This is a genomic window from Rothia sp. 11273D007AR, assembly GCF_053547255.1.
Genome location: NZ_JBPPWJ010000006.1, coordinates 122,654 through 141,772 on the forward strand (window position 1 = coordinate 122,654; position 19,119 = coordinate 141,772).

At 60.5% G+C, this 19,119-nt stretch carries 18 protein-coding genes and 1 pseudogene; 7 read left to right on the forward strand and 12 right to left on the reverse strand.

The features are described from left to right. The first annotated feature begins 54 nt into the window (after positions 1–54). Genes ACED88_RS04800 through ACED88_RS04810 form a run of 3 tightly spaced genes read left to right on the forward strand, consistent with a single transcriptional unit; the run spans position 55 to position 3,575 of the window. Positions 55–576, forward strand: a complete 522-nt coding sequence (locus tag ACED88_RS04800) for a flavin reductase family protein (RefSeq protein WP_449108896.1) — start codon at positions 55–57, stop codon at positions 574–576. Between the two features lie 40 nt (positions 577–616). After that, positions 617–2,215, forward strand: a complete 1,599-nt coding sequence (locus tag ACED88_RS04805) for an acetylornithine deacetylase (protein ID WP_449108897.1) — start codon at positions 617–619, stop codon at positions 2,213–2,215. Positions 2,216–2,249: 34 nt separating this feature from the next. Then, positions 2,250–3,575, forward strand: a complete 1,326-nt coding sequence (locus tag ACED88_RS04810; protein ID WP_449108898.1) for a hypothetical protein — start codon at positions 2,250–2,252, stop codon at positions 3,573–3,575. 79 nt (positions 3,576–3,654) lie between these two features. Here ACED88_RS04810 and ACED88_RS04815 read toward each other — a convergent pair whose 3' ends face one another. From ACED88_RS04815 to brnQ, 6 genes and pseudogenes are all read right to left on the reverse strand, one after another. Continuing rightward, entirely contained in the window at positions 3,655–4,617 is a 963-nt protein-coding gene (locus tag ACED88_RS04815; RefSeq protein WP_449108899.1) for an MIP/aquaporin family protein, read from the reverse strand. Between the two features lie 267 nt (positions 4,618–4,884). Continuing rightward, complete coding sequence (locus ACED88_RS04820; RefSeq protein ID WP_449108900.1) at positions 4,885–5,508, reverse strand: VanZ family protein; 624 nt, start codon at positions 5,506–5,508, stop codon at positions 4,885–4,887. 79 nt (positions 5,509–5,587) lie between these two features. Further along, positions 5,588–5,989, reverse strand: a complete 402-nt coding sequence (locus ACED88_RS04825) for a fluoride efflux transporter FluC (protein ID WP_449108901.1) — start codon at positions 5,987–5,989, stop codon at positions 5,588–5,590. A 3-nt stretch (positions 5,990–5,992) separates the two neighbouring features. After that, positions 5,993–6,445, reverse strand: coding sequence for a fluoride efflux transporter FluC (locus ACED88_RS04830; protein ID WP_449108902.1), 453 nt, complete (start codon positions 6,443–6,445; stop codon positions 5,993–5,995). Between the two features lie 57 nt (positions 6,446–6,502). Then, positions 6,503–6,761, reverse strand: a pseudogene (locus tag ACED88_RS04835) (response regulator); the annotation flags it as partial. Between the two features lie 476 nt (positions 6,762–7,237). Beyond that, positions 7,238–8,575: a branched-chain amino acid transport system II carrier protein gene (gene brnQ, locus ACED88_RS04840; protein WP_449108903.1), complete on the reverse strand. Its 1,338-nt coding sequence runs from the start codon at positions 8,573–8,575 to the stop codon at positions 7,238–7,240. 151 nt (positions 8,576–8,726) lie between these two features. On the opposite strand from brnQ, the gene ACED88_RS04845 reads away from it, so the two are divergent. Then, on the forward strand, positions 8,727–9,578 hold the full coding sequence (locus ACED88_RS04845) for a PRD domain-containing protein (RefSeq protein ID WP_449108904.1): 852 nt from the start codon (positions 8,727–8,729) through the stop codon (positions 9,576–9,578). Between the two features lie 69 nt (positions 9,579–9,647). Here the strand turns inward: ACED88_RS04845 and ACED88_RS04850 are convergent, their stop codons facing one another. Continuing rightward, positions 9,648–10,571 carry a hypothetical protein gene (locus ACED88_RS04850; protein WP_449108905.1) on the reverse strand — a complete coding sequence of 308 codons (924 nt, stop codon included), beginning with the start codon at positions 10,569–10,571 and terminating at the stop codon, positions 9,648–9,650. 207 nt (positions 10,572–10,778) lie between these two features. Beyond that, positions 10,779–12,104: a hypothetical protein gene (locus ACED88_RS04855; RefSeq protein WP_449108906.1), complete on the reverse strand. Its 1,326-nt coding sequence runs from the start codon at positions 12,102–12,104 to the stop codon at positions 10,779–10,781. A 210-nt stretch (positions 12,105–12,314) separates the two neighbouring features. On the opposite strand from ACED88_RS04855, the gene ACED88_RS04860 reads away from it, so the two are divergent. The 3 genes from ACED88_RS04860 to ACED88_RS04870 all read left to right on the forward strand — a co-directional run bounded on the left by ACED88_RS04860 (position 12,315) and on the right by ACED88_RS04870 (position 14,968). Beyond that, on the forward strand, positions 12,315–13,400 hold the full coding sequence (locus ACED88_RS04860; protein WP_449108907.1) for an LLM class flavin-dependent oxidoreductase: 1,086 nt from the start codon (positions 12,315–12,317) through the stop codon (positions 13,398–13,400). Between the two features lie 12 nt (positions 13,401–13,412). Next, a complete protein-coding gene (locus ACED88_RS04865) occupies positions 13,413–14,192 on the forward strand; it encodes a CE1759 family FMN reductase (protein WP_449108908.1) in 780 nt (259 codons plus the stop codon). A gap of 266 nt (positions 14,193–14,458) precedes the next feature. Beyond that, the gene (locus tag ACED88_RS04870) at positions 14,459–14,968 is read left to right on the forward strand and encodes a MarR family winged helix-turn-helix transcriptional regulator (protein ID WP_449108909.1); all 510 of its coding nucleotides are present in this window, start codon (positions 14,459–14,461) and stop codon (positions 14,966–14,968) included. Between the two features lie 83 nt (positions 14,969–15,051). Here ACED88_RS04870 and ACED88_RS04875 read toward each other — a convergent pair whose 3' ends face one another. The 4 genes from ACED88_RS04875 to bioB all read right to left on the reverse strand — a co-directional run bounded on the left by ACED88_RS04875 (position 15,052) and on the right by bioB (position 18,984). Further along, positions 15,052–15,288 carry a hypothetical protein gene (locus ACED88_RS04875; protein ID WP_237212084.1) on the reverse strand — a complete coding sequence of 79 codons (237 nt, stop codon included), beginning with the start codon at positions 15,286–15,288 and terminating at the stop codon, positions 15,052–15,054. Between the two features lie 16 nt (positions 15,289–15,304). Continuing rightward, positions 15,305–15,688: a hypothetical protein gene (locus ACED88_RS04880; protein WP_449108910.1), complete on the reverse strand. Its 384-nt coding sequence runs from the start codon at positions 15,686–15,688 to the stop codon at positions 15,305–15,307. Positions 15,689–15,871: 183 nt separating this feature from the next. Continuing rightward, positions 15,872–17,641 (reverse strand): cation:proton antiporter, encoded by a 1,770-nt coding sequence (locus ACED88_RS04885; RefSeq protein ID WP_449108911.1) that lies wholly within the window; start codon positions 17,639–17,641, stop codon positions 15,872–15,874. Between the two features lie 104 nt (positions 17,642–17,745). Next, positions 17,746–18,984, reverse strand: a complete 1,239-nt coding sequence (gene bioB / locus ACED88_RS04890; protein ID WP_449108912.1) for a biotin synthase BioB — start codon at positions 18,982–18,984, stop codon at positions 17,746–17,748. Positions 18,985–19,119: the final 135 nt, after the last annotated feature.

Below are 19,119 nucleotides of genomic sequence, written 5' to 3' on the forward strand. Positions count from 1 at the left end.
CCAAGCGCTCCCAGCGCTGTAGTCCCCAAGCAGCCGCACAAAGGAAAACCGACCATGACCACCCAGGTAAATATCAGCGAGAAGACCGCCACCGAACTTTTCTGCGAGGCTTTCGGCGCCCAGGCAGCCGGCGTTGCCATCATCACCGCTGAGGGCTCCGACGGGCTGCCGGGTGGCCTGACCATCTCGTCCCTGTCGTCGGTTTCTGCTGAGCCCCCTATTGTGTCTTTTTCTTTCAAGGACCGCACCGGTTCGGCTGCCCGCATCATCGACGCTGACTCTTTCCTGATTCACCTGATTGGTGCCGATAACATCGAGATCGCCAAGCTTTTCTCGGTCAGCAAGGCCGATAAGTTTGGCGATACCTCCACCTGGGACCGTCTGCCCACCGGCGAGCCCCTGCTTCACGGGGTAAGCCGGGTGCTGCGCGTCCGCCCCCTGGCTACCCTCAATGCGGGCCCTGCCGTGGTCTTTACCGCTGAGGTCACCGACTTCATCCGCCACGACGCCAACGCAGCCCCCACCGTTTACCACGCTCGCCGTTTCCACGGCTTGGGCGACCATTCAGCCCTGTAATCTAGCGCCCCCGGCAGGCCCGGGGTTTTAGACTGGTGCTATGACACTCCCTGCATCTCTTCCCTGGATTGAAAAGCTTATTGCCGCGCAGTCCATCAGCCAGACCAGCAACCGCCCCGTGCTCGACCTGCTGGCGGCTGAGTTTGAGGCTCACGGCCTGACCCCGCACTACACCTATAGCGAGGACGGCGAGCGCGCCAACCTGTTTGTAACCGTGCCCGCCGCTGATGGTGGTACGGACGGCGGTGTGGTGCTGTCGGGGCATACGGACGTGGTGCCGGTTGAGGGCCAGGCCTGGACGGTCACCGACCCTTTCACGCCCCTGGTGAAGGACGGCAAGCTTTACGGGCGCGGGGCATCGGATATGAAGTCTTTTATTGGGTCGGCTATGTGGCTGCTGCCCCAGTTGCGTGAAGCGGAGCTGGTGAAGCCCGTTCATTTCGCTTTTTCCTACGATGAGGAAATTGGCTGTGTGGGTGCGCCTGCCATGGTCAGGGATTTTAAGGCCCGCGGTATTAACCCTGATTTTGCGGTGATTGGTGAGCCGTCCATGATGCAGGTAATTTCTGCCCATAAGGGTGCCCACCGCGGGCGGGTGACTTTCAAGGGTATTGCCAAGCATGCCTCCCTGGGCCCGCACGGGGTTAACGCCCTGGCGCAGGCGGCGGAGTTTATTACTTTCTTTGAGCAGCTGGCCGGTACCTGGCGGGCTGAGGGTCCCTTTGACGAGGGGTTTGTGGTGCCCTATTCCACCGGCGGGGTGAACTTTGCCCGCGGTGGTATTCAGTACAACATTGTGGGTGAGCACGTGGTGCTGGAGTATGACTTCCGCACGGTTCCCCAGATGACCACCGACGAGGTCGTTACCCAGATTGAGGCCAAGATTGCCGATAATCTTCTTCCTGCTCTGAAGGCGCGGGCGGCGGACGCCGAGGCCCTGGCTGGCGCTGCGCCCGGCGAGTTTGTGGACGCCGTAGGTATTACCCATGAGTTGCTGGCTGCTGTCCCTGCCCTGGGAACCGCTGACGGTGCTGAGATTATTGCCCTGGCCAACGAGTGGGCGGGGCGCCCCGGTTCTATGGAAGCCCAGAAGGTTACCTACGGTACTGAGGCTGGCCAGTTCGCCCTCTACGGCGGGGTGCAGGCGGTGGTGTGCGGCCCCGGCGATATCGCCCAGGCTCATACCCCCAATGAGTGGATTGAACTGGCCCAGATTGAGGCCTGCGACCGCTTCATGCTCAAGGTACTGGAGTGGGCTAGCCAGGAACAGGAGAATACGATGACACCCCAGGACGCAGGTGCGCGACCCCGTCGGCGTATTCGGGTTTTTCCGGAATGGGGAATTGATTTCCCCCTGTGGGGTGCTCCCAGTGAGCTAGAGCAAGCCGGAGAGTACCCCTACCCTTATGACCCGGACGATTTACCCCAGGTTCCGTCTGACCTGGTGGAAGAGCTTGCGGCTTGGTCACAGGCGTGGGTGACTCGGGCAGCTGAAGAGATGGGCGAGATCTCTCCCCGTCCCCTCACCCAGCAGGAGCGCCACCAGGAAGAACTGGAGTGGAAGAACCAAGGTAAGGCCCTGGTAGAGAACCTGCGGGCAGTTTTAGGGGATGACTTCGAGATTATCTATAAGGGCTAGCCAGGAATAGGGCCGGGTATCTAGACTGGGCCCTATGAGTGCCTCATATCACTTTATTCCCTACCCGTCGGTACCGGGCCTACACCCGGCCCTGGCCGGTATTCTGACGGTTCCCGTCAGCCTTGAGCGGGCGGGTGAACCCTCCCTCCTGGTCTATCTCCAGGGAGAGGTGGAACAGCACCTGCCCCAGCCGCCCGGCCGGGGGAAGATTACCGTCACCTACCGACCCGACACCGCGGCGGGGGTGCAGGTCAGTGCCGTCTATCGCGCTGGGCACGGAGAGTGTGCGGACGCCGGCACCTGGCAGATTACCGCCTCGTCGGCTCCCCTACTCGGTGGGGAGGGGCTCCCCGTCCTGACCGAAACCAACCCGGGCGTCTTTCAACCTGCCGTTACGGGTGATGAACTGACCGAGGAGCTAGAGCTCCTTACTGGTTTTTGCCGGGGCGTCCGCGACCTCATTGACCGAGAACTGGGCAACCAGCCCTACCCGGCGACCTGGCCCCGGCTCATACCCGGGGTAGTGACCCGCTGTAGCAACCTACCCTATCTCACCTCTGCCACCCAGGCGGTATCCGAGGTCGATCTAACCCTAGCCCTGCCCGCCTCTCCGCTGCGCTGGTGGGGGTTCGTACCCGTCCGCCCCTCCTGTGACAAGGTGCGGGGCCTGGCAGCAACCGCCAGCGGGGCGCGGCCTGAGAGCCTGTGGCCCAAAGGGCTCTACAGGGACTATTCCCAGGCGCAACAGGGCTACCGACCCGCCACCCTGCGCCGTGTGGCCAGCACCGATACCGATTGCTGGGTACTGAAGCTGAGTTGGCTCAACAGCATGACCCTGTATGTTCAGCGCAGCGGCAACTGGGATATTGTCTACGGCTCCCCACTGGTAGGGGCCCAGGAAAACCTCCCCTTTACCGGGGGCAAGTACGAGGTGGCGGACGTCCGCGCCGACTCTTCCCTAGAACCCCTGGTACGGGCGATTCACTGGGATCTCTACGAGGAGCCCGGCCTGCCCCCGGTAACGCAGTGGCGTATCGGGCCGCATTCAGAGACCGTGCACCTGGCCCTTGCCAATGACTGGGGAGAGTTCTTCCCTCTCTGGTACGCCGACGGGAAAGGTCTGGCCGAGGATCTTGAGCTGGCCCCGCCTACCCGGCAGTTGCTGGGCAACTGGGCCAGCCTTTGGGAAGACCTGGACATGGACCCGGAAGACCCCACCAACCCCACAACCCGGGCCTGGCGGCAGCTGGGGGAGAGACTGCGCGAGACTCTCACCAGCGAACTGGGTGCGGGCTACACCGTCAAACTCCATCTGGTGAGCCGCAGCCAGCCCTGGAGCGAGCTGCAAGACCGCGCCTAGATGTCGGTGCAGACTTTTTGGGCTGTGTGCAGAGAAAACCCTGCACACAGCCCAAGAAGTCTACACAGCACCGAGTGGGTTACTCCCAGAAAGCCCTCTTCTGCACGACCGGGATTTTGCCGGTGGGCACGTAGGTGGCGGCGGCGGACGCAGCGGTAGCCTCGGTGTCCTCACTCTGGGGTAGCACCTCAGCCGACTTAGACCGGTACATGTGCTTATTAGCCCACAAGCCAAACCCGAGCACAGCCAGAGCCAGCACGACGCCAACCGTCTGGAAGATAGAGAACTGGCCATCGTAGTAGAGCTTGAAGAAGGACCCACCCATCATGCCACCGGCGATGGGGGCGCACACCGGCACCCAGGCGTAGTACCAGCGGGAGCTACCCTTGCCGTGGATAGGCAGCAGGGCGTGCATGAGGCGGGGGCCGAAGTCGCGGGCCGGGTTGAGGGCAAAGCCGGTCTGGCCACCCAGACCAATCACCAGCACAGTGACCAGGAAGCCAAAGGCCAGGGGCTTGAGCACGTGGTTCAGGTTGAGTGCCAGGGCTGAACCCTCGAGAACGGGGGTGAAGTTAACCCCCACGTAGAGGGCTGAGAAGACCAGCAGGAAGGTACCGATAATCTCAGACAGGGTGTTGGTGAAGTAGTTGTGAATGGCCGGCACAGTCGCAAAAACACCGAGCTTGATCTTGCGGTCGGCGGTTGCCTTCCAGTGGGGCAGATAGTTGAGGAAGACGAAGCCCGCACCCACCATGGCACCGGCGACCTGGGCGATGATGTAGCCGGGCACCATGGCCCAGTCGAACTCCCCGTAGGCGGCTAGGCCGATGGACACAGCGGGGTTGAGGTGCCCACCTGAGTAGGCGTGGGAGGCGTAGACGCCGAAGGCAACGGCAAAGCCCCAGCCGAAAGCGATGGTGAAGAAGTTGTCGCCGTGGCCTTTGGAGCGGCGCAGTTCGACGGTGGCGATGACGCCGCAGCCGATGGTCACCATAATCATGGTGCCCAGGAATTCGGCCAGGTAGGGGCTGATAGTGTTCACGTGTTTCTCCGCAAGTGTCGGGGGCTAGTACGCCCAGGCAGGTGCCGGATCCTTCAGCCCATAGTTTGCTTCACTTGGCTTTAAGTGTGAATGATTGGGTTTTGCCCGGCAAGGCTTAGGGGTAAAAGTGCCCTAACACTTAAGCGGTTTACCGCCCTCTTTTCCAAGCGCTGTGACCAAGCACCCACCGGCCCCGCCCACCAGCTAAGACGGCGATATACGGGGCGGGCGTCCGCGCGGGGCAAAGAGGCGGACGCACCCGCCCCACTAGCGCCCGAAAAGGCGGCGCAGCTGCCCCGGCAGGGTATGGCGGTGCTGCCAGGCGGCAAGGGCGCCCCAGCCTAAAACGGCACCCAGGGTGTTGTTGAAGATGTCTTCGGCGTCAAAGGTTCGGATAGCGCAGTCGTAGTAACCCCAAAGGCCGGTGAGCTGGGTGAGTTCGATCGCGAGCGAAGTTCCAAAGGCAGCAAAGAGCACGGTGCGAAAGCTAGCCCCCCAGCGCCAGCGGGCCAGCAGGCCAAAGGGCACGAAGAGCAGCACGTTCAGCAGCATCTGTAGCACGTAGATCGAAAAAAGGGCGTCGAGCAGGCCGTCGTTGGCGGCAATGGCGAAGTCAATGCTCCATCCCAGGAAGAAGCGGGGGTAGGTGCTGCCCCAGCCGTCAGGGCAGACAAAGGCGTCGCGATCGGGCAGGGGCAGGAAGGTGTAAGCGATGACCCCGGTAGCGTAGAGCACCAGGACGCCCGTGGCAGCTATGCGGCGCAGGAGCCTGCGGGCGGGCAGGTAGCGGCCAAACCACCAGAGGGCGGGCACGATAAACACCATGAGCAGGGCCCAGAGGGAAAGCGCCTGCTGGAGCACAGGAATCGAGAAGTAGAAGTAGTACCGCATAGCCTTATATATCAACAAGAATCTGAGTGATTGAGTGTACCGGGTTTAGCTGGGTCATAGCAGAGAAGATAACGAGAGACTAGATAAGGGCGGTCAGGGCCAGCCCGGCCGCGGCGGCAGCGGTTGCGGCAAGTAGTTGGCCGAGGGCAAGGACGCCGGTGGCCAGCTTACCGGGGGCTCGTAGGGTTTCGAGCAGGGCGGTGGAGAAGGTGGTGTAGCCGCCCAAAAAGCCCACGCCCAGAATGAGGGTGAGATTTTCTGTAATTACAAAAGTTTCCGCGCCGGGAATAGGCTCAATATGGGCAGCAAGAAGGCCGGTGAGACAACCCAGAAGAAAGGACCCAGTGACATTAATAAAGAATGTCCCAAACGGCATAGACACTTGCCAGAGCCTTGACACGAGGGCCTTAACCCAGGCATCAACCCACAGGCGCAGGGCAGCGCCTGCGCCACCGGCGATAAAGACCAAAAGATAGACCATACCCTACTCCCCCGCTCCACGAGCTGACGTGTCGGCGTGGGGCGGGCGTCCGTGCCTCCCCCATCTGCCCCCGAGCTGCCAACCAACCCAGGCCAGCAGGTAGCCGCCAACCAGCGAGAGCAGGGCGTATGCGGCAGCCACCCCCCAGTACCCGTCCAGGGCCAGCTGAGCCAAGGCGAGGGCAAAGGTGGAATAGGTGGTGAACCCACCCAGAAAGCCGGTGCCTAGCGTAAGACGGAGCTCCTCAGCACGAGCCGATACAACCCCTCCCGGGGCAGCGGCAAGCAGGGCACCCGTCAACAGAGCCAACAGGAAGGCCCCCACCCAGTTCACCACCAGCACGGTCACGGGTAGGGTGCCAGAGACGGGAAAGGCAGCCAGGAGCAAGGCCCGCACCAGGGCACCTACTCCACCACCCAGAAAGACGAGCCAGGTAGCGCGGAATGTAGGGATCATTCCCCCAGCCTACGCCGCCAGCAGGGGTAGACGCACCGTAAACTCGGTACGCCCCGGGCGGGAGAGCAGCTCGACGCCGTCGAAGCCGGGCATCATGATATCGAACGAGGACGTCGGGGCGCCGGTCGCGGGCGATAGCCAGGGCTGCGGGGCCCTCGCCCGCTGATTTAACCTCCCAGCCAATCATTTTGGGTGCCACGCTGACCAGCTCTTCGAGCATGCGCTCATCGTCTACCACGAGGGCACGGATCGGCGACCCGTCGGGGTGTTCAAGGGCCGGAAGGTTCTTGGCGATATCGGTTGCTGTGCTGCTCATACTTCTAAGGGTAGCCAACCGCGGGAGTTTAGGGGTCTCTTGACCCCTATTTGAGGGGATATGGGGGGGCTGTTTTCACAGGCGATTCTTATGCGAGTGTGAGCGGGAGCAAACCGAGGGGTGGGCCTGTCTTGTATGAGCAAGTGAGAGAACATTTAGTGTCAGGAGGATGACACAGAGATGTAATGTTTCACAAAGACCTGCCTTTACGAGCACCGCGGGTTTATTTCCTGGACTTCATCGGGTAGAGTTCTGAACAGGCTGTCAATTGTTTATTTTTGAAGAAACTTTATGACGGGTTGCCTAGAGGCTTTCTAAATTTGAGTTGAATGAACCACCTCGCAACTCGTTAGACGGGCTCGCGTTGATGGTTGTGGTTCCCCTCAGCGCGGGCCTCTCTACAGCAAAGGGTCTTGCTCCCGCATCTGCGGAGCAAGACCCTTTCTTTTTGCCCTCATACAGGGGCGGTGCCCGGCTTAGCGGGCGGACGCGCGGCGGTGCTGCACCAGGTCGATAGCGGCGCCGATAAGGGCGGCAACCAGAGTGGGTACGAACCAGCCCAGGTCGTAGGCGTGGGCGGGAGCCCAGCCGATGAGGGGCTCGATCACGTTTGAACCAAGACCCTGGGAGTTGAGAGTCATGAGCAGGGCCCAAATCACCGAGACCAGCAGGGCAAAGCGGTGGGTGAGGTTCATCCAGGGGGCGCGCAGGGCGGCCTCAATAAGAGTGAGGACGACCAGAGTCAGGGCCGGCGGGTAGAGGGTGGTGATGATGGGGATAGCGAAGCTCATCAGCCCTTCAAGGCCGAAGGACGCCAACGCGAAGGCAATCAGGGTGAAGATGATAGCCCAGGTGCGGTAGGAGACCGAGGGCACCAGCTTGTTGAAGAAGGAGCTGGTTGCGCCGATGAGACCCACCGAGGTGGTCAGGCAGGCCAGCAGCACAATGAGGCCGAATACGACGGCACCGGGGCCGCCCATGGTCTGGGCTGCGGCGTCGGTAAGCAGGGCTGCGCCGTCCTTGTATCCCTGGCCGTCCGCGATATGCTCGCCAATATAGCCCAGCCCCAGGTAGACCGCACCCAGCAACACGCCGGCAATACCGCCGGCCAAGGCGACGCTGCGGAGCATCTCGCTGCGTCCGGTCACCCCTTTTTCACGCAGGGAGGCAATCACGATGATGCCGAAGGCAAGAGCTGCCAGGGAATCCATGGTCATGTAGCCGTTGACGAAGCCGGTGGCAAAAGCGCCGGTGGCGTAGTCTTCAGTCGGTGCAGCCGAGGGAGTGCGCAGGGTAATAAAGCTCATCACGACCAGCACACCCAGCAGGATCACCAGGGCGGGGGTCAGGTACTTGCCCAGGGTGTCGACGATGCCGGTGGGGTTCATGGCCAGCAGGTAGGAGATGCCAAAGAAGACGGCAGAGAAGATGAGGGTGGGCACCATGCCGTCCACCGACAGATAGGGGTCTACGGCCATGGCATAGCTGACGGTGCCGGTGCGCGGCAGGGCGTAGAGGGCGCCGATGGAGAGGTAGACCAGGGGCGGGAAGATGAGGGCGAAGATTTTTCCGCCGCGGGCCGCCAAATCTTGCAGGTCGCGGCCGGTGACGGCGAGCGCGATAACGGCCAAGATGGGCATGAGGACGCCGGTCACCAGGAAGCCTGTGATGGCGGGGGTGAAGTTTTCACCGGCTTCTGCACCGAGCATGGCGGGGAAGATGAGGTTGCCTGCTCCGAAGAACATGGAGAACAGCATGAGGGCTGTGACCACGATGCTGATGAGCGGTGATGATTTGGTGGGTGCTGAGTTCATGGGTTCGGGTAATTCTCTATTTGTACGAAAGGGTTTAGTTTACTCCTGTTTATTGGGTAGGTTGCGAGCGAGTAAGCCCGCAGTTGGCGGTGGGTCGGTAGACTGGTAAGGATATTCGCGCGTTTTATACCTGAGACGAAAGGGGGTCACGTTGCGCATTTCACGTATTTATAACAACAATGTGGCTCTGGCTCAGGCCTATACGGGCGAGCAGATGGTGGTTATTGGCCGGGGCTTGGCTTTTGGTAAGCGCAAGGGCGATATGGTTGACCCCACCCTGATTGAGCAGACTTTTGTGCCGGAGCACGGTACCCCCGATGAGACTCTCGCGGGGGTGCTGGCTAAGATTCCGTCGGAGATTCTGGGTCTGGCAACCGAGCTTGAGTTCTTGGTCAAGGCCGAGGGCATTACGATTTCTCATTCCTTTATCGTGCCGGTGGCTGACCATATCAGCTATGCGGTGGTACGAGCCCGCGAAGGTTTGACTGTGGACTACCCGCTGGCTCTTGAGGTGTCTCAGCTGTACCCGCAGGAGGTGCGGTTTGGGCGCCGTGCCCTGGAGCTGGTCAAGGAGCGCTTGGGTGTTGAGCTGCCCGAGATTGAGGCGATCCCGTTAGCTATGCACCTGGTTAATTCGCAGTTTGCCTCTGAGGATATGGGCGGCACCTACCGCATGACTGAGGTGCTCTCTCAAATTTTTGAGGTGATTGGGGCTGGCTTTGGCGGCCCGGTGGATCGCTCACTCATGAGCGCTGCCCGTTTCGTGACGCATCTACGCTATCTCTTTGTGCGCGCGGGTGCCGCCCAGACTGCGGACGCGGGCACGAGCGTCCCCATGCTCCTTGAAAGCCTGAAGGACGCCCACCCCCGCGCCTTCGCTACGGCGGTGAAGGTGAAGCTGGTGCTTGAGATGCATCTGGAGCAGAACCTGACCGATGATGAGCTGACCTATCTGACGATTCATATCGCCCGCCTGGCCCGGGACCAGTACGGCACCTCCTAGCGGCGTCCGCCCTATTCTTTTTCTCTTCACCCCGAGATAATCCCTAGGGTCATGAGAGAAAGAGTAGGGTCATTGATCTGTTACCCGGACGCCGAGGTGACGCAACCTCGAGAGCAACAGTTCTGGGCGCTGCGCCAGGTCACCCCAGGTGGCGCGAATAACCGTCCACCCCGCCAGTTCTAATTCCCGTTGCCTCAGCGCATCATTGCGTAACTGCTCATCGGTTGCCCGGTAGGCTCCGTAATACTTATGCAGACCATCCACCTCAAGAAGCAGCTTGAGGTGAGGCCAGGCAAAATCAGCACGGTACAGGCGCCCGGATGGGGTAATAATTTCAAACTGCTGAACAGGCTGTTCTACACCTCCCTGATAGAGGCGAAGTCTGGCAAAAGATTCAAGAGGTGATTCGCTCAGCGGGCTCATCAGCGCAGCCACAACACGTAATTTCTGGGAGCCTCGTCCCGTAATCTGTTCAATCTCTTCCCGTGCAGTATCGAGTTCAAGATTCCCGTGTTTTAAAAAGAAATCTGCTATAGCTAGCGACTCTTGCAGGGGCATAGTTTTTCCGCAGTCTACGACGGTCGTTAGCGGATCCGTGACTTTGACTCCACCTAAATCAGTGGCCAGGGAACATTCTTTCACCTTATGGCTATGCAAGATTGTTTGCGGGTGCCCCGACTTATTGATACCCAAGAGGGAGAGGTGCACTTTAGAAGGTAGGGTCATCAGCGGCGCACCCCACAGCAGAGCGGCTGACTGGTGACTTACTACGGCTGTGGGGCGGGCTTTCTGCAGGGCTACCGTCACAGCTTTAGCTCGATCGCTGTCTGTGCAGTGTCGTGCGATATCGCCTTTGAGATAGACCCCGCGGGTCAGACGTATAAGCTCACCTCTACGGTGTTTTGCGCTGATGAGATTATTGCTCATGCCTGAGTCTTTGAGATCGCGGTGAGTGTGCATCGCTGAACAGATGTGTGAGAGGGTGAGTTCCATGCCGCTACTGTGGCAAAAAGGCGCGGGCGCTTCAAGTGACCCTATTTGCGCCTGTGGATAACCCTTATTTTCGCTCGTCAGATGCCTGTGGACAAGAAGACACGAGACGGCCTCTACGTCGTCACAAAGAGCGCCCTATTCCTTTTCTCTTCACCCCGAGATAATCCCTAGGGTCATGAGAGAAAGAATAGGGCGGTGAGGACTGCTTTAGATTTCGGCGGCAGTTTGACCGTCACGGGCGTAGAGGGAAAGGCCGTCTAGAGGCAGAGAGCCTGCACGGTAGCGGACGGCGTCCGCCCCGGATCCTGTTGCGCGGACGGCGGTGGCAGCAAATGCCTTGACCGAGCCAGCTGATTCGATGGCGGGTACATTATCACCACCGGTGGAGATTTCGCCGCCAACCTCAATGGAGTCGAGCTCGCCCCCGTCCTTGATGGATAGGGCAATAGCCTGCAGGGTGACCTGCACACCCCGTACCAGGCTCAGTCCCTCACCACCGACGGTGGTAAGGTCGCGCTTGACTGTCAGCGACGGAAGCGGCTTAGAGACCTGAATACCGATGGAACCGTCGCCGGTAGTGGCAATGGATTCAAAGATAGCCTTCTTGAGGTAGCCGTCGTAGAGGTTGAAACCGCGAGCGCCCTTGCCGGTGGTGAGAATAGGCTGGCGGATGTCGAGGGTGTCAATACCGCCGAAGTTGACGAAGCCAATGCCAGAGGGTCCATGAGAGGTGACGCGGCCTTCAGAGATCCATTCGGTGGCCTTACCCCAGTTATCGAGCACCATATCGTTTTGCCCGTAGGTGGTGGTGGAGCCCAGGTTGATGACCTTGTCTGCGATACCGCCGTAGATGAGGAAGACACCGCCAGAGATGAGGTCAGGGGTACCTGGAGCAATACCACCGTCGGTGTAGATGTCGCCGGTGGTGAGCTTCGAGATGGTGAGGGTGCCACCTGCCGGTGTGCCGTCTTCAGTGCCCTGACCGCCAACGAATACGCCGGAGCCGCGGACGGGGGTGTCTTCGGTTCCAGCAGAGATATTCAGTAGTTCTGCGGTGATGACTACGGAATCATCTTTCTGCAGGTTCCAGGCGGTGAAGCCGCCTTGCAGGGCATCAACTCCGTAGCCGTGGGGGCGCAGGGTGCGCCCGCGCAGGTCAGCGGCGATGACGTGCACACCGTCAGCTTCGAAGCAGCCTGCCCGGTTAGCACCAGCGGCGGTGAGGAAGACCTGCCCCACGGTGCGGACATCTTCGAGGCGCAGGGTGCCGAAGTCTTCCACGTCGTCGGAGTTGAAGATGGCGAGTTCTTGAACCGAGGTTGAGATTTTGAGGTGGGAGACGGTGTTGTTGGCGGTGAGTTGCAGCCCCTTGGCACCGAAAGCCAGCTCGGCGTCGTCGGTGACGCCGCGCAGGGTGACTCCCTCGGGAAGTTTGAGGGAGGGCATGCCGGTGATACGGCCGGAGATATTAAGGACGCTGGTGCCGTCCGAGAGGGCGTCGGTTAGTTGTTGGGCGGTTGAGATGGTTTCCATGACTAAACCCTTCATATAATTCATTGATGTACTTCTTACACCCCTCACCCTACTCTCTTTTACACAAAATACAAGCCAGAATAGTTTACATAGAAAATTTTTAGACCCCCCCCTTCGCACAACACACCGGCCACAGTTACTTTACAAGGAAAGTTTTTAGGGGTAGATTAAAACCATCAAAACAACACACCACCTCGAAAGGTAACCACCATGCAGTTCGGTATTTTCTCCGTCGGCGACGTCACCATGGACCCCACCACCGGCAAGACCCCCAGCGAATACGAGCGCCAAAAGGCCATCGTTGAAATCGCCAAGAAGGCTGACGAGGTTGGCCTGGATGTCTTTGCCGTCGGCCAGCACCACAACCCGCCCTTTATTGCGTCCTCACCGACCACCACCCTGGCCTACATCGCAGCCCAGACCAAGAACATCCTGCTCTCCACCTCCACCACCCTGATTACCACCACCGACCCCGTGCGCATCGCCGAAGACTACGGCACCCTGCAGCATCTGACTGACGGCCGCATGGACCTCATGCTGGGCCGCGGCAACACCGGCCCCGTCTACCCCTGGTTCGGCAAGGACATCCGCCAGGGAGTCAACCTGGCCATCGAAAACTACGCCCTACTGCGCAAGCTCTGGAGCGAACAGGTGGTCAACTGGCAGGGCAACTTCCGCACCCCGCTCAACTCCTTCACCGTCACCCCGCAGCCCCTGGACGGCACCGCCCCCTTCGTCTGGCACGGCTCGATTCGCACCCCCGAAATCGCTGAGCAGGCCGCCTACTACGGGGATGGCTTCTTCCACAACAACATCTTCTGGAACAAGGAGCACACCCAGCAGATGATTAACCTCTACCGCGAGCGCTACGAGCACTACGGCCACGGCACCGCCGAGCAGGCCATCGTGGGCCTGGGCGGGCAGGTCTTCATGAGTAAGAACTCCCAGGACGCTGTTGCTAAGTTCCGCCCCTACTTCGACAACGCCCCGGTCTACGGCGGCGGCCCTTCTCTGGAAGATTTTGCTGACCAGACCCCGCTGACCGTGGGTTCACCCCAGCAGGTCATTGAGAAGACCCTGTCCTTCCGCGACTACGCTGGCGATTACCAGCGCCAGCTCTTCCTGGTGGACCACGCAGGCCTGCCCCTCAAGGAGGTTCTGAACCAGATTGACATGCTGGGTGAGCAGGTTGTGCCCGTGTTGCGCGAGGAGTTCGCTAAGCTGCGCCCTGCCGGTGTGCCCGAGGCCCCCGTCCACCCCCGCTACGCTGCCCACCTGGCTGAGCAGGGCAAGTAAGGAGTAGGACCCATGAGCACTCCTTCTATCGTTGTTGTCACGGCGGGTTTGGGCGAGCCGTCCACCACTGCCCTGCTGGGTGAGAACCTCAGTGAAGCTACCGACCGCGCCCTAGCCGCTGCTGGAGTTGAGGCGAGCTTCACCCAGATTTCGCTCCGCTCTCTAGCTACCGATATCACCAACCACTACCTGACCGGCTTCCCACTGGGGGCACTGGCTACCGCCCTGGATCAGGTGCGGGAGGCTGACGCCCTGATTGTGGTGAGCCCGGTCTTTAAGGCCAGCTATTCGGGGCTCTTCAAGAGCTTCTGGGACCTCGTCGAGGACGGCTCCCTGGCAGGTAAGCCCGTGCTGATTGCCGCCACCGGCGGCACCGCCCGCCACTCCCTCATGCTGGAGACGGCCATGCGTCCGCTCTTTAGCTACCTCAAGGCAACCGTAGCCCCCTCGGGCGTCTTTGCCGCAACAGACGACTTCGGCACCGATGCAAACCTGGCTCTGCGCGTCACCAAGGCAGCTACCGAGTTTGCCCAGCTGGTGCTCTGGACGCTCGGGTCGGCAGCTACCGCAGGGCAGGGTTCGCAGCAGGCGCCCCAGCAGACCCGCGAAAGCGGGGCGGACGAGGCCAAGCAGCAGGCAGTTCAGGACGCCAACGCCGGCTCCTTCTTCGGGATTCTTGAGGAAGAGCGGGGCGGGAAGGCGCCTGCGCCAGCCTACAAGGCACCGGGCTTAGAGGCTTTAACCGTGACCCCTTTCGAGGAATTACTTAAAAGGAATATGCCGGGATCCTAGGCCTCGTCATAAGCACACCGCATAGGCGGGAGGGTATATGCCCTCCCGCCTGTTCTTTAAGATGTCTAAATCATCACCCTCTTTGCCGCGCAATCAAAAGGGAGTCCTAGCTGGTGAAGGCCCACAGACCCGTTAACCCGTCTTAATATTTCCCACAGATATTCCATACAGGTAACTCTGCGCGTTAGGCTGGCACCAGATAGAGATTTTCTGAGAAAGTCTCCTGAACCACACCTGCCCACCCGGTAGAGAGGAGAGGAGGTTCTATGGGAACAGCCCCCACACCGGCTCGCTTCACCCAAGAACAGGAAAATCTATGGAAGATTTACACCAACACTTTAGAGACCCTCAACCTGCACCTTGATAGGTGCCTCAAAGAAGAGGTGAAAATCAAACTGGCAGACTACAGGATTCTGGCAGCAATCATAGATTCACCACAGACAGATTCCACCGATGCACACCCCGTGGTGCGCATGCGCGACCTTGCCCGCGCCACCAATGTCTCGGCATCACGGCTGACCTATCAGGTTGATGTGCTGGAGAAAAACGGCTGGGTCACCAAGGTCTCGGTGCCCAGCGACAAGCGGGGCAAGGGAGTGCTCATCACCCAGCAGGGGCGGCAGGTCTTCAGAGAAGCCACCCCGATCTATACCCGCGAGGTGCAGCGCACGGTTTTTGAGGGGCTAGACCCCGATATCGCCCGGGCCCTGGCCCACTTTTCCCGCAGTGTTCTCGGTAAGGTTGCCCACCCCGAGCGCAGGCGGGTAAGAGCCTAGAAGATACATAGAGGGGCGGACGCTTGTAAGCGTCCGCCCCTTGTCTTTGCTCTGCCGCTAGGCAGAGAAAAAAATTTTAGATTTTACTGCTGATCAGCAGAATCAGCCTTCTGTGCCTTCGGAATAACCCCAACCCGCTGTGCCTTATACAGCTGTTCACGGTTAGCCAGTACCACCAGGGCCAGGGCGTTGAGGGCCAGGCCGATAATAAAGATAATCCAGCCAATCACCATCAGAGCGGTACCGCTGAGAATCGCACCAACAATCAGGGCAGCAACGGAAACCAGGTAGGCGGGAGAGAGAAGAAAGCGGGTATCCATGGGGTCCTCTCGGTGGTTAGCGGACGTGCGGGCGCGGGGCGCGAGAGCGGAAGATGCGCTCGTCGCTGGCGGCAGCACTGGGAGCTGCGGCTGATACCAGGGGCTGGGACTCGGTAATTGCCTCGGGCTCAGAGAAGTGGAGGTCAGCCGGGGCGTCCTCTTCTTCCTCATACTCTACCTGGGCGTCGCTACCGGCGCCGGTAATCATCGCGGGCAGGGGGCCGCCCTTGAGGCGCTGTACCATCACCAGGGTGGCAAAGACGTTCAGACCTACACCAGCCAGTAGTACAACCCAGCCCAGCACTGATACCCAGGTGGAACTCGCACCCACCATCAAAGCTGCTACAAAGAGGGCTGCGAGGGAGGTGAGATATGCCGGGGAAAGGTCTTTGGTGTCCATTGGTCCTGATTCTGTGAAAAAATTTAATATTCTAATTGAAGAATATATTGAGTATGTGCCCACCGGCCCCTAAAGACCCTCATCAACCTTGGATCCATATAGACCTATATCAGAATAAGCACTTACCCATAGTAGGTGATGATTCTGCAAATTTCTTGAGTGCCACCTAGCCGGTGCCTTGAATCACTCCCGCTCGCGGGCGTCCGCACCCCCAACTACAGGCAGCTGACGGGTCGCCACCCGCAGGGCTTCATCGTCCAGCTCCTTTTGGGCCGAGATAATGCGCATCTCAGTGGTCTTAAAGAGCTGCTCTGCCTTCTCGCGATCCAACTTGTGCTCGCCGTTGATGAGGGACTTAGGCAGTGACATGGTGAGTGCCCCGGAGCCCTGGTCCATGGCGTCCTGGGCCTGCACCTGCACGTCAATCTGGTAGAGCACGTTACTCACTACTTCATAGTCGTACTTGTTGCGCACATTGAGCACCGCAGCCTGGGCGGCCAGCACCGATTTCTGCCGCACCAGGTTCATGAACTCGCGCTGACGCTGGCGTTCAGCCCAACGCTCCTGGAAGTCACCGGTCTTCTGGCCCTCCTCGATGCGGTCCATCATGCTGGTGACCACGTGCTTGAGCTGCTCGAAGGACTGAAAATCCCCGCTCTCAGCAACGGTTTGATACATAGACTTCCACATGGCCCGCTGGGCAATCTGCAAGAGTTCCTGTTCCTCGTGGTCGTCCTTTTCAGCCGTGGCGCTCACGCCCAACACCCGCACCAGCCAGGGCAGGGTCAGGCCGGGGAAGACCATGGTGAAGAAGAGGACGGTCAGCACGATAAAGACAGCCTCGGTGCGCAGGCCGTCAGCCATCTCGGGCAGACTCAGTGCCAGAGCGAGAGTGACCAGGCCGCGCATACCGGCCCAGGTCATCACCAGCACCTCAGCAAAGGAGCGCGGGGTGGTGCGGCGGGAGCCCCGCCAGCGGCCCCACAGCCACATACCGGTCAGCCAGGCTAGGCGCGTACCAATGGCAACGGCCGAGATCAGCACGCCGTGCCAAATCATGGTCAGCACGTTGCTGTCTGCGCTGTAGAGCAGCTCACCCGCCTGCAGGCCGATAAGGCCGAAAGCCAGGCCAGTCGCGAGCATTTCAAGCACATTCCAGAAGGCGGTGTTAGCCAGGCGCTCTTCGGCGGTGAGGTCGGCGCTGTAGCTGGCCATCTGAATTGCCGCAATCACCACGGCAACCACACCCGAGGCGTGCAGCTCTTCGGCGATGATGTAAACACCGAAGGGAATAACCAGGGTTAGCGCGCTGCGGGCCACGGTATCGGAAAGGTTGCGGCGCAGCAGGCTACCTCCCCAGCCCAGGGCTAGACCCAGGGCCACAGCAACGAGAGCGCTATAGGCGAAACTGCCAAGGGCAGACAGGGGCTGGGGATCAGTGCCAGCGGTCAGGGCAGCGAGGGCGATTTGAAAGAGCACCAGAGATACGGCGTCGTTGAAGATACCCTCGGTCTGCAGATTGGAGATAACGCGGCGGGGAATACCCACCGGCTCAGCCACAGCTTCTACCGCCACGGGGTCGGGCGGGGCGACGGCCGCACCGATAGCCAGCGCCAGGGCGATGCTGATGCCGGGCACAATCATCCAGGTAGCCCATCCCACCACCAGGGCAGAGACAGCGGTCAGGGCGATGGAATAAATCAGGACGCTGCGCCAGCTTCTGCGCAGCATGCCCCACGAGACGCGCTGGCCAATAGCCCACAGCAGGGGCGGCAGGAAGATGGGCAGAATAATCTCGGGCTCAATGTGTAGGCTGGGCATCTGCGGAATCACAATGACCACGGCGGTCACCAGCGTCAGCAGCACGGGCCAGGGCAGGTTTAGCCTGTCTCCCACACTCACCAGCACCACCGTCGCCAGCAACAGCACCACAATCACAATGAGGACTTCCACGCCCACCCCTTCACAACCAGCCTGATGTACCAGCTTTTAACTCTAGTACCTCAACCTAGGGTGAACCTGTGCCGCAGGTGCAGTTTTTGAGACACCGGTTGGGGCTAGAAGTTGGGGGTGGCGTCCGTCCCGACCCCGCGGCGGCGGATTTCGGGTACCAGAACCTCGGGAGCCCGCTGCCCACCAGCGGGGCGGACGCCGGCGTCCGCCTCCCCCGCGGATGGGTGGGTCCCGCAGGCCCCGGAGCTGCACCCACCGCAGCCACCGGATGCCCCGCAGGGCGCGGGCGCAACAGCAGTTTCCTGGGCGAGGTCTACGCCGTGGGCGCGCAGGTAGTCCTCGTGTTCGGCGACCAGGTCGCGGTCTTCGGCGCCGAGCACCACGAACCCGCCGTCCCGAATCATTTTCAGGTCGTCGAGGGCTGACTGGCCGGTTGAGGTGAGATAGTCACCCAGGAAGAGGGAGTTGACCACGTGCAGGGCTAGGGGTTGCAGGGTGCGCAGGTGCATTTCGCGTCCGCCTGCCATGCGGAGTTCCTTGTCGGGGGCGACCAGGCGGACGGTGGCGAGAATACGCAGGCAGCGCATGGGGGTGAGCTCCCAGGTGCCAGCCAGCGGGGTGCCTTCAAAGGGCATGAGGAAGTTGACGGGGATGGAGTCGCCGCCCAAGTCACGCAGGGCAAAAATCGCATCGACCAGCTGCTCGTCGGTTTCCTTCATACCCACAATCAAGCCGGAGCAGGCCGAGAGCCCGGCGCTCTGGGCCTTATCGACGGTGGCGAGGCGGTCAGCGTAGGTGTGGGTGGTGCAGATATCGGCGTAGTGGTCTTCGCTGGTGTTGAGGTTGTGGTTGTAGGCGTCCACTCCGGCCTGCTTGAGGCGGTCGGCCTGGCCATCCTTGAGAATGCCCAGGCAGGCGCAGACTTCCACCTGGGGGTGTTCTTCTTTGAGGTCTTCGACCATGGTGGCAACGCGCTCGACGTCGCGATCGGTGGGTCCCTTGCCTGAGGCGACCATGCAGACGCGGGAGGCTCCACCCGCGATGCCGTAGCCGGCCTGTTTGACGGCTTCGTCGGTTTTGATCCAGGAGTATTTGAGCACTTCAGCTTCGGAGCCAAGGCGCTGGGAGCAGTAGGTGCAGTCTTCGGGGCAGAGGCCGGACTTGAGGTTGACCAGGTAGTTCACCTTGACGGTGTTCCCGAAGTAGTGGCGGCGCAGGCGGGAGGCGGCATCGACGAGGGCGAATGTTTCGGCGTCACTGGCGGTCAGGGCGGCAAGCGCTTCGTCGCGACTTGCGGGCTGACCGGCCAGGGCACGATCGGCAATGGCAGAGAAGTCAATCATGGAACCAGTCAACACCGATTTTGAACAGTGTTCAAATTGTCTAGTTTTATGACATCAACTAGGTACCATCTAAATCAGAAAAACCCACCTAGTTCGTGGGTTTTTCTGATTTAGATGGTACCTTTCGGCAAAACC

Coding starts and splice junctions, on each gene's coding strand:
- ACED88_RS04800 (WP_449108896.1), top strand. CDS start 55: ATGACCACCCAGGTAAATATCAGCGAGAAGACCGCCACCGAACTTTTC.
- ACED88_RS04805 (WP_449108897.1), top strand. CDS start 617: ATGACACTCCCTGCATCTCTTCCCTGGATTGAAAAGCTTATTGCCGCG.
- ACED88_RS04810 (WP_449108898.1), top strand. CDS start 2,250: ATGAGTGCCTCATATCACTTTATTCCCTACCCGTCGGTACCGGGCCTA.
- ACED88_RS04820 (WP_449108900.1), bottom strand. CDS start 5,508: ATGCGGTACTACTTCTACTTCTCGATTCCTGTGCTCCAGCAGGCGCTT.
- ACED88_RS04825 (WP_449108901.1), bottom strand. CDS start 5,989: ATGGTCTATCTTTTGGTCTTTATCGCCGGTGGCGCAGGCGCTGCCCTG.
- ACED88_RS04830 (WP_449108902.1), bottom strand. CDS start 6,445: ATGATCCCTACATTCCGCGCTACCTGGCTCGTCTTTCTGGGTGGTGGA.
- brnQ (WP_449108903.1), bottom strand. CDS start 8,575: ATGAACTCAGCACCCACCAAATCATCACCGCTCATCAGCATCGTGGTC.
- ACED88_RS04850 (WP_449108905.1), bottom strand. CDS start 10,571: ATGGAACTCACCCTCTCACACATCTGTTCAGCGATGCACACTCACCGC.
- ACED88_RS04855 (WP_449108906.1), bottom strand. CDS start 12,104: ATGGAAACCATCTCAACCGCCCAACAACTAACCGACGCCCTCTCGGAC.
- ACED88_RS04860 (WP_449108907.1), top strand. CDS start 12,315: ATGCAGTTCGGTATTTTCTCCGTCGGCGACGTCACCATGGACCCCACC.
- ACED88_RS04865 (WP_449108908.1), top strand. CDS start 13,413: ATGAGCACTCCTTCTATCGTTGTTGTCACGGCGGGTTTGGGCGAGCCG.
- ACED88_RS04870 (WP_449108909.1), top strand. CDS start 14,459: ATGGGAACAGCCCCCACACCGGCTCGCTTCACCCAAGAACAGGAAAAT.
- ACED88_RS04875 (WP_237212084.1), bottom strand. CDS start 15,288: ATGGATACCCGCTTTCTTCTCTCTCCCGCCTACCTGGTTTCCGTTGCT.
- ACED88_RS04880 (WP_449108910.1), bottom strand. CDS start 15,688: ATGGACACCAAAGACCTTTCCCCGGCATATCTCACCTCCCTCGCAGCC.
- bioB (WP_449108912.1), bottom strand. CDS start 18,984: ATGATTGACTTCTCTGCCATTGCCGATCGTGCCCTGGCCGGTCAGCCC.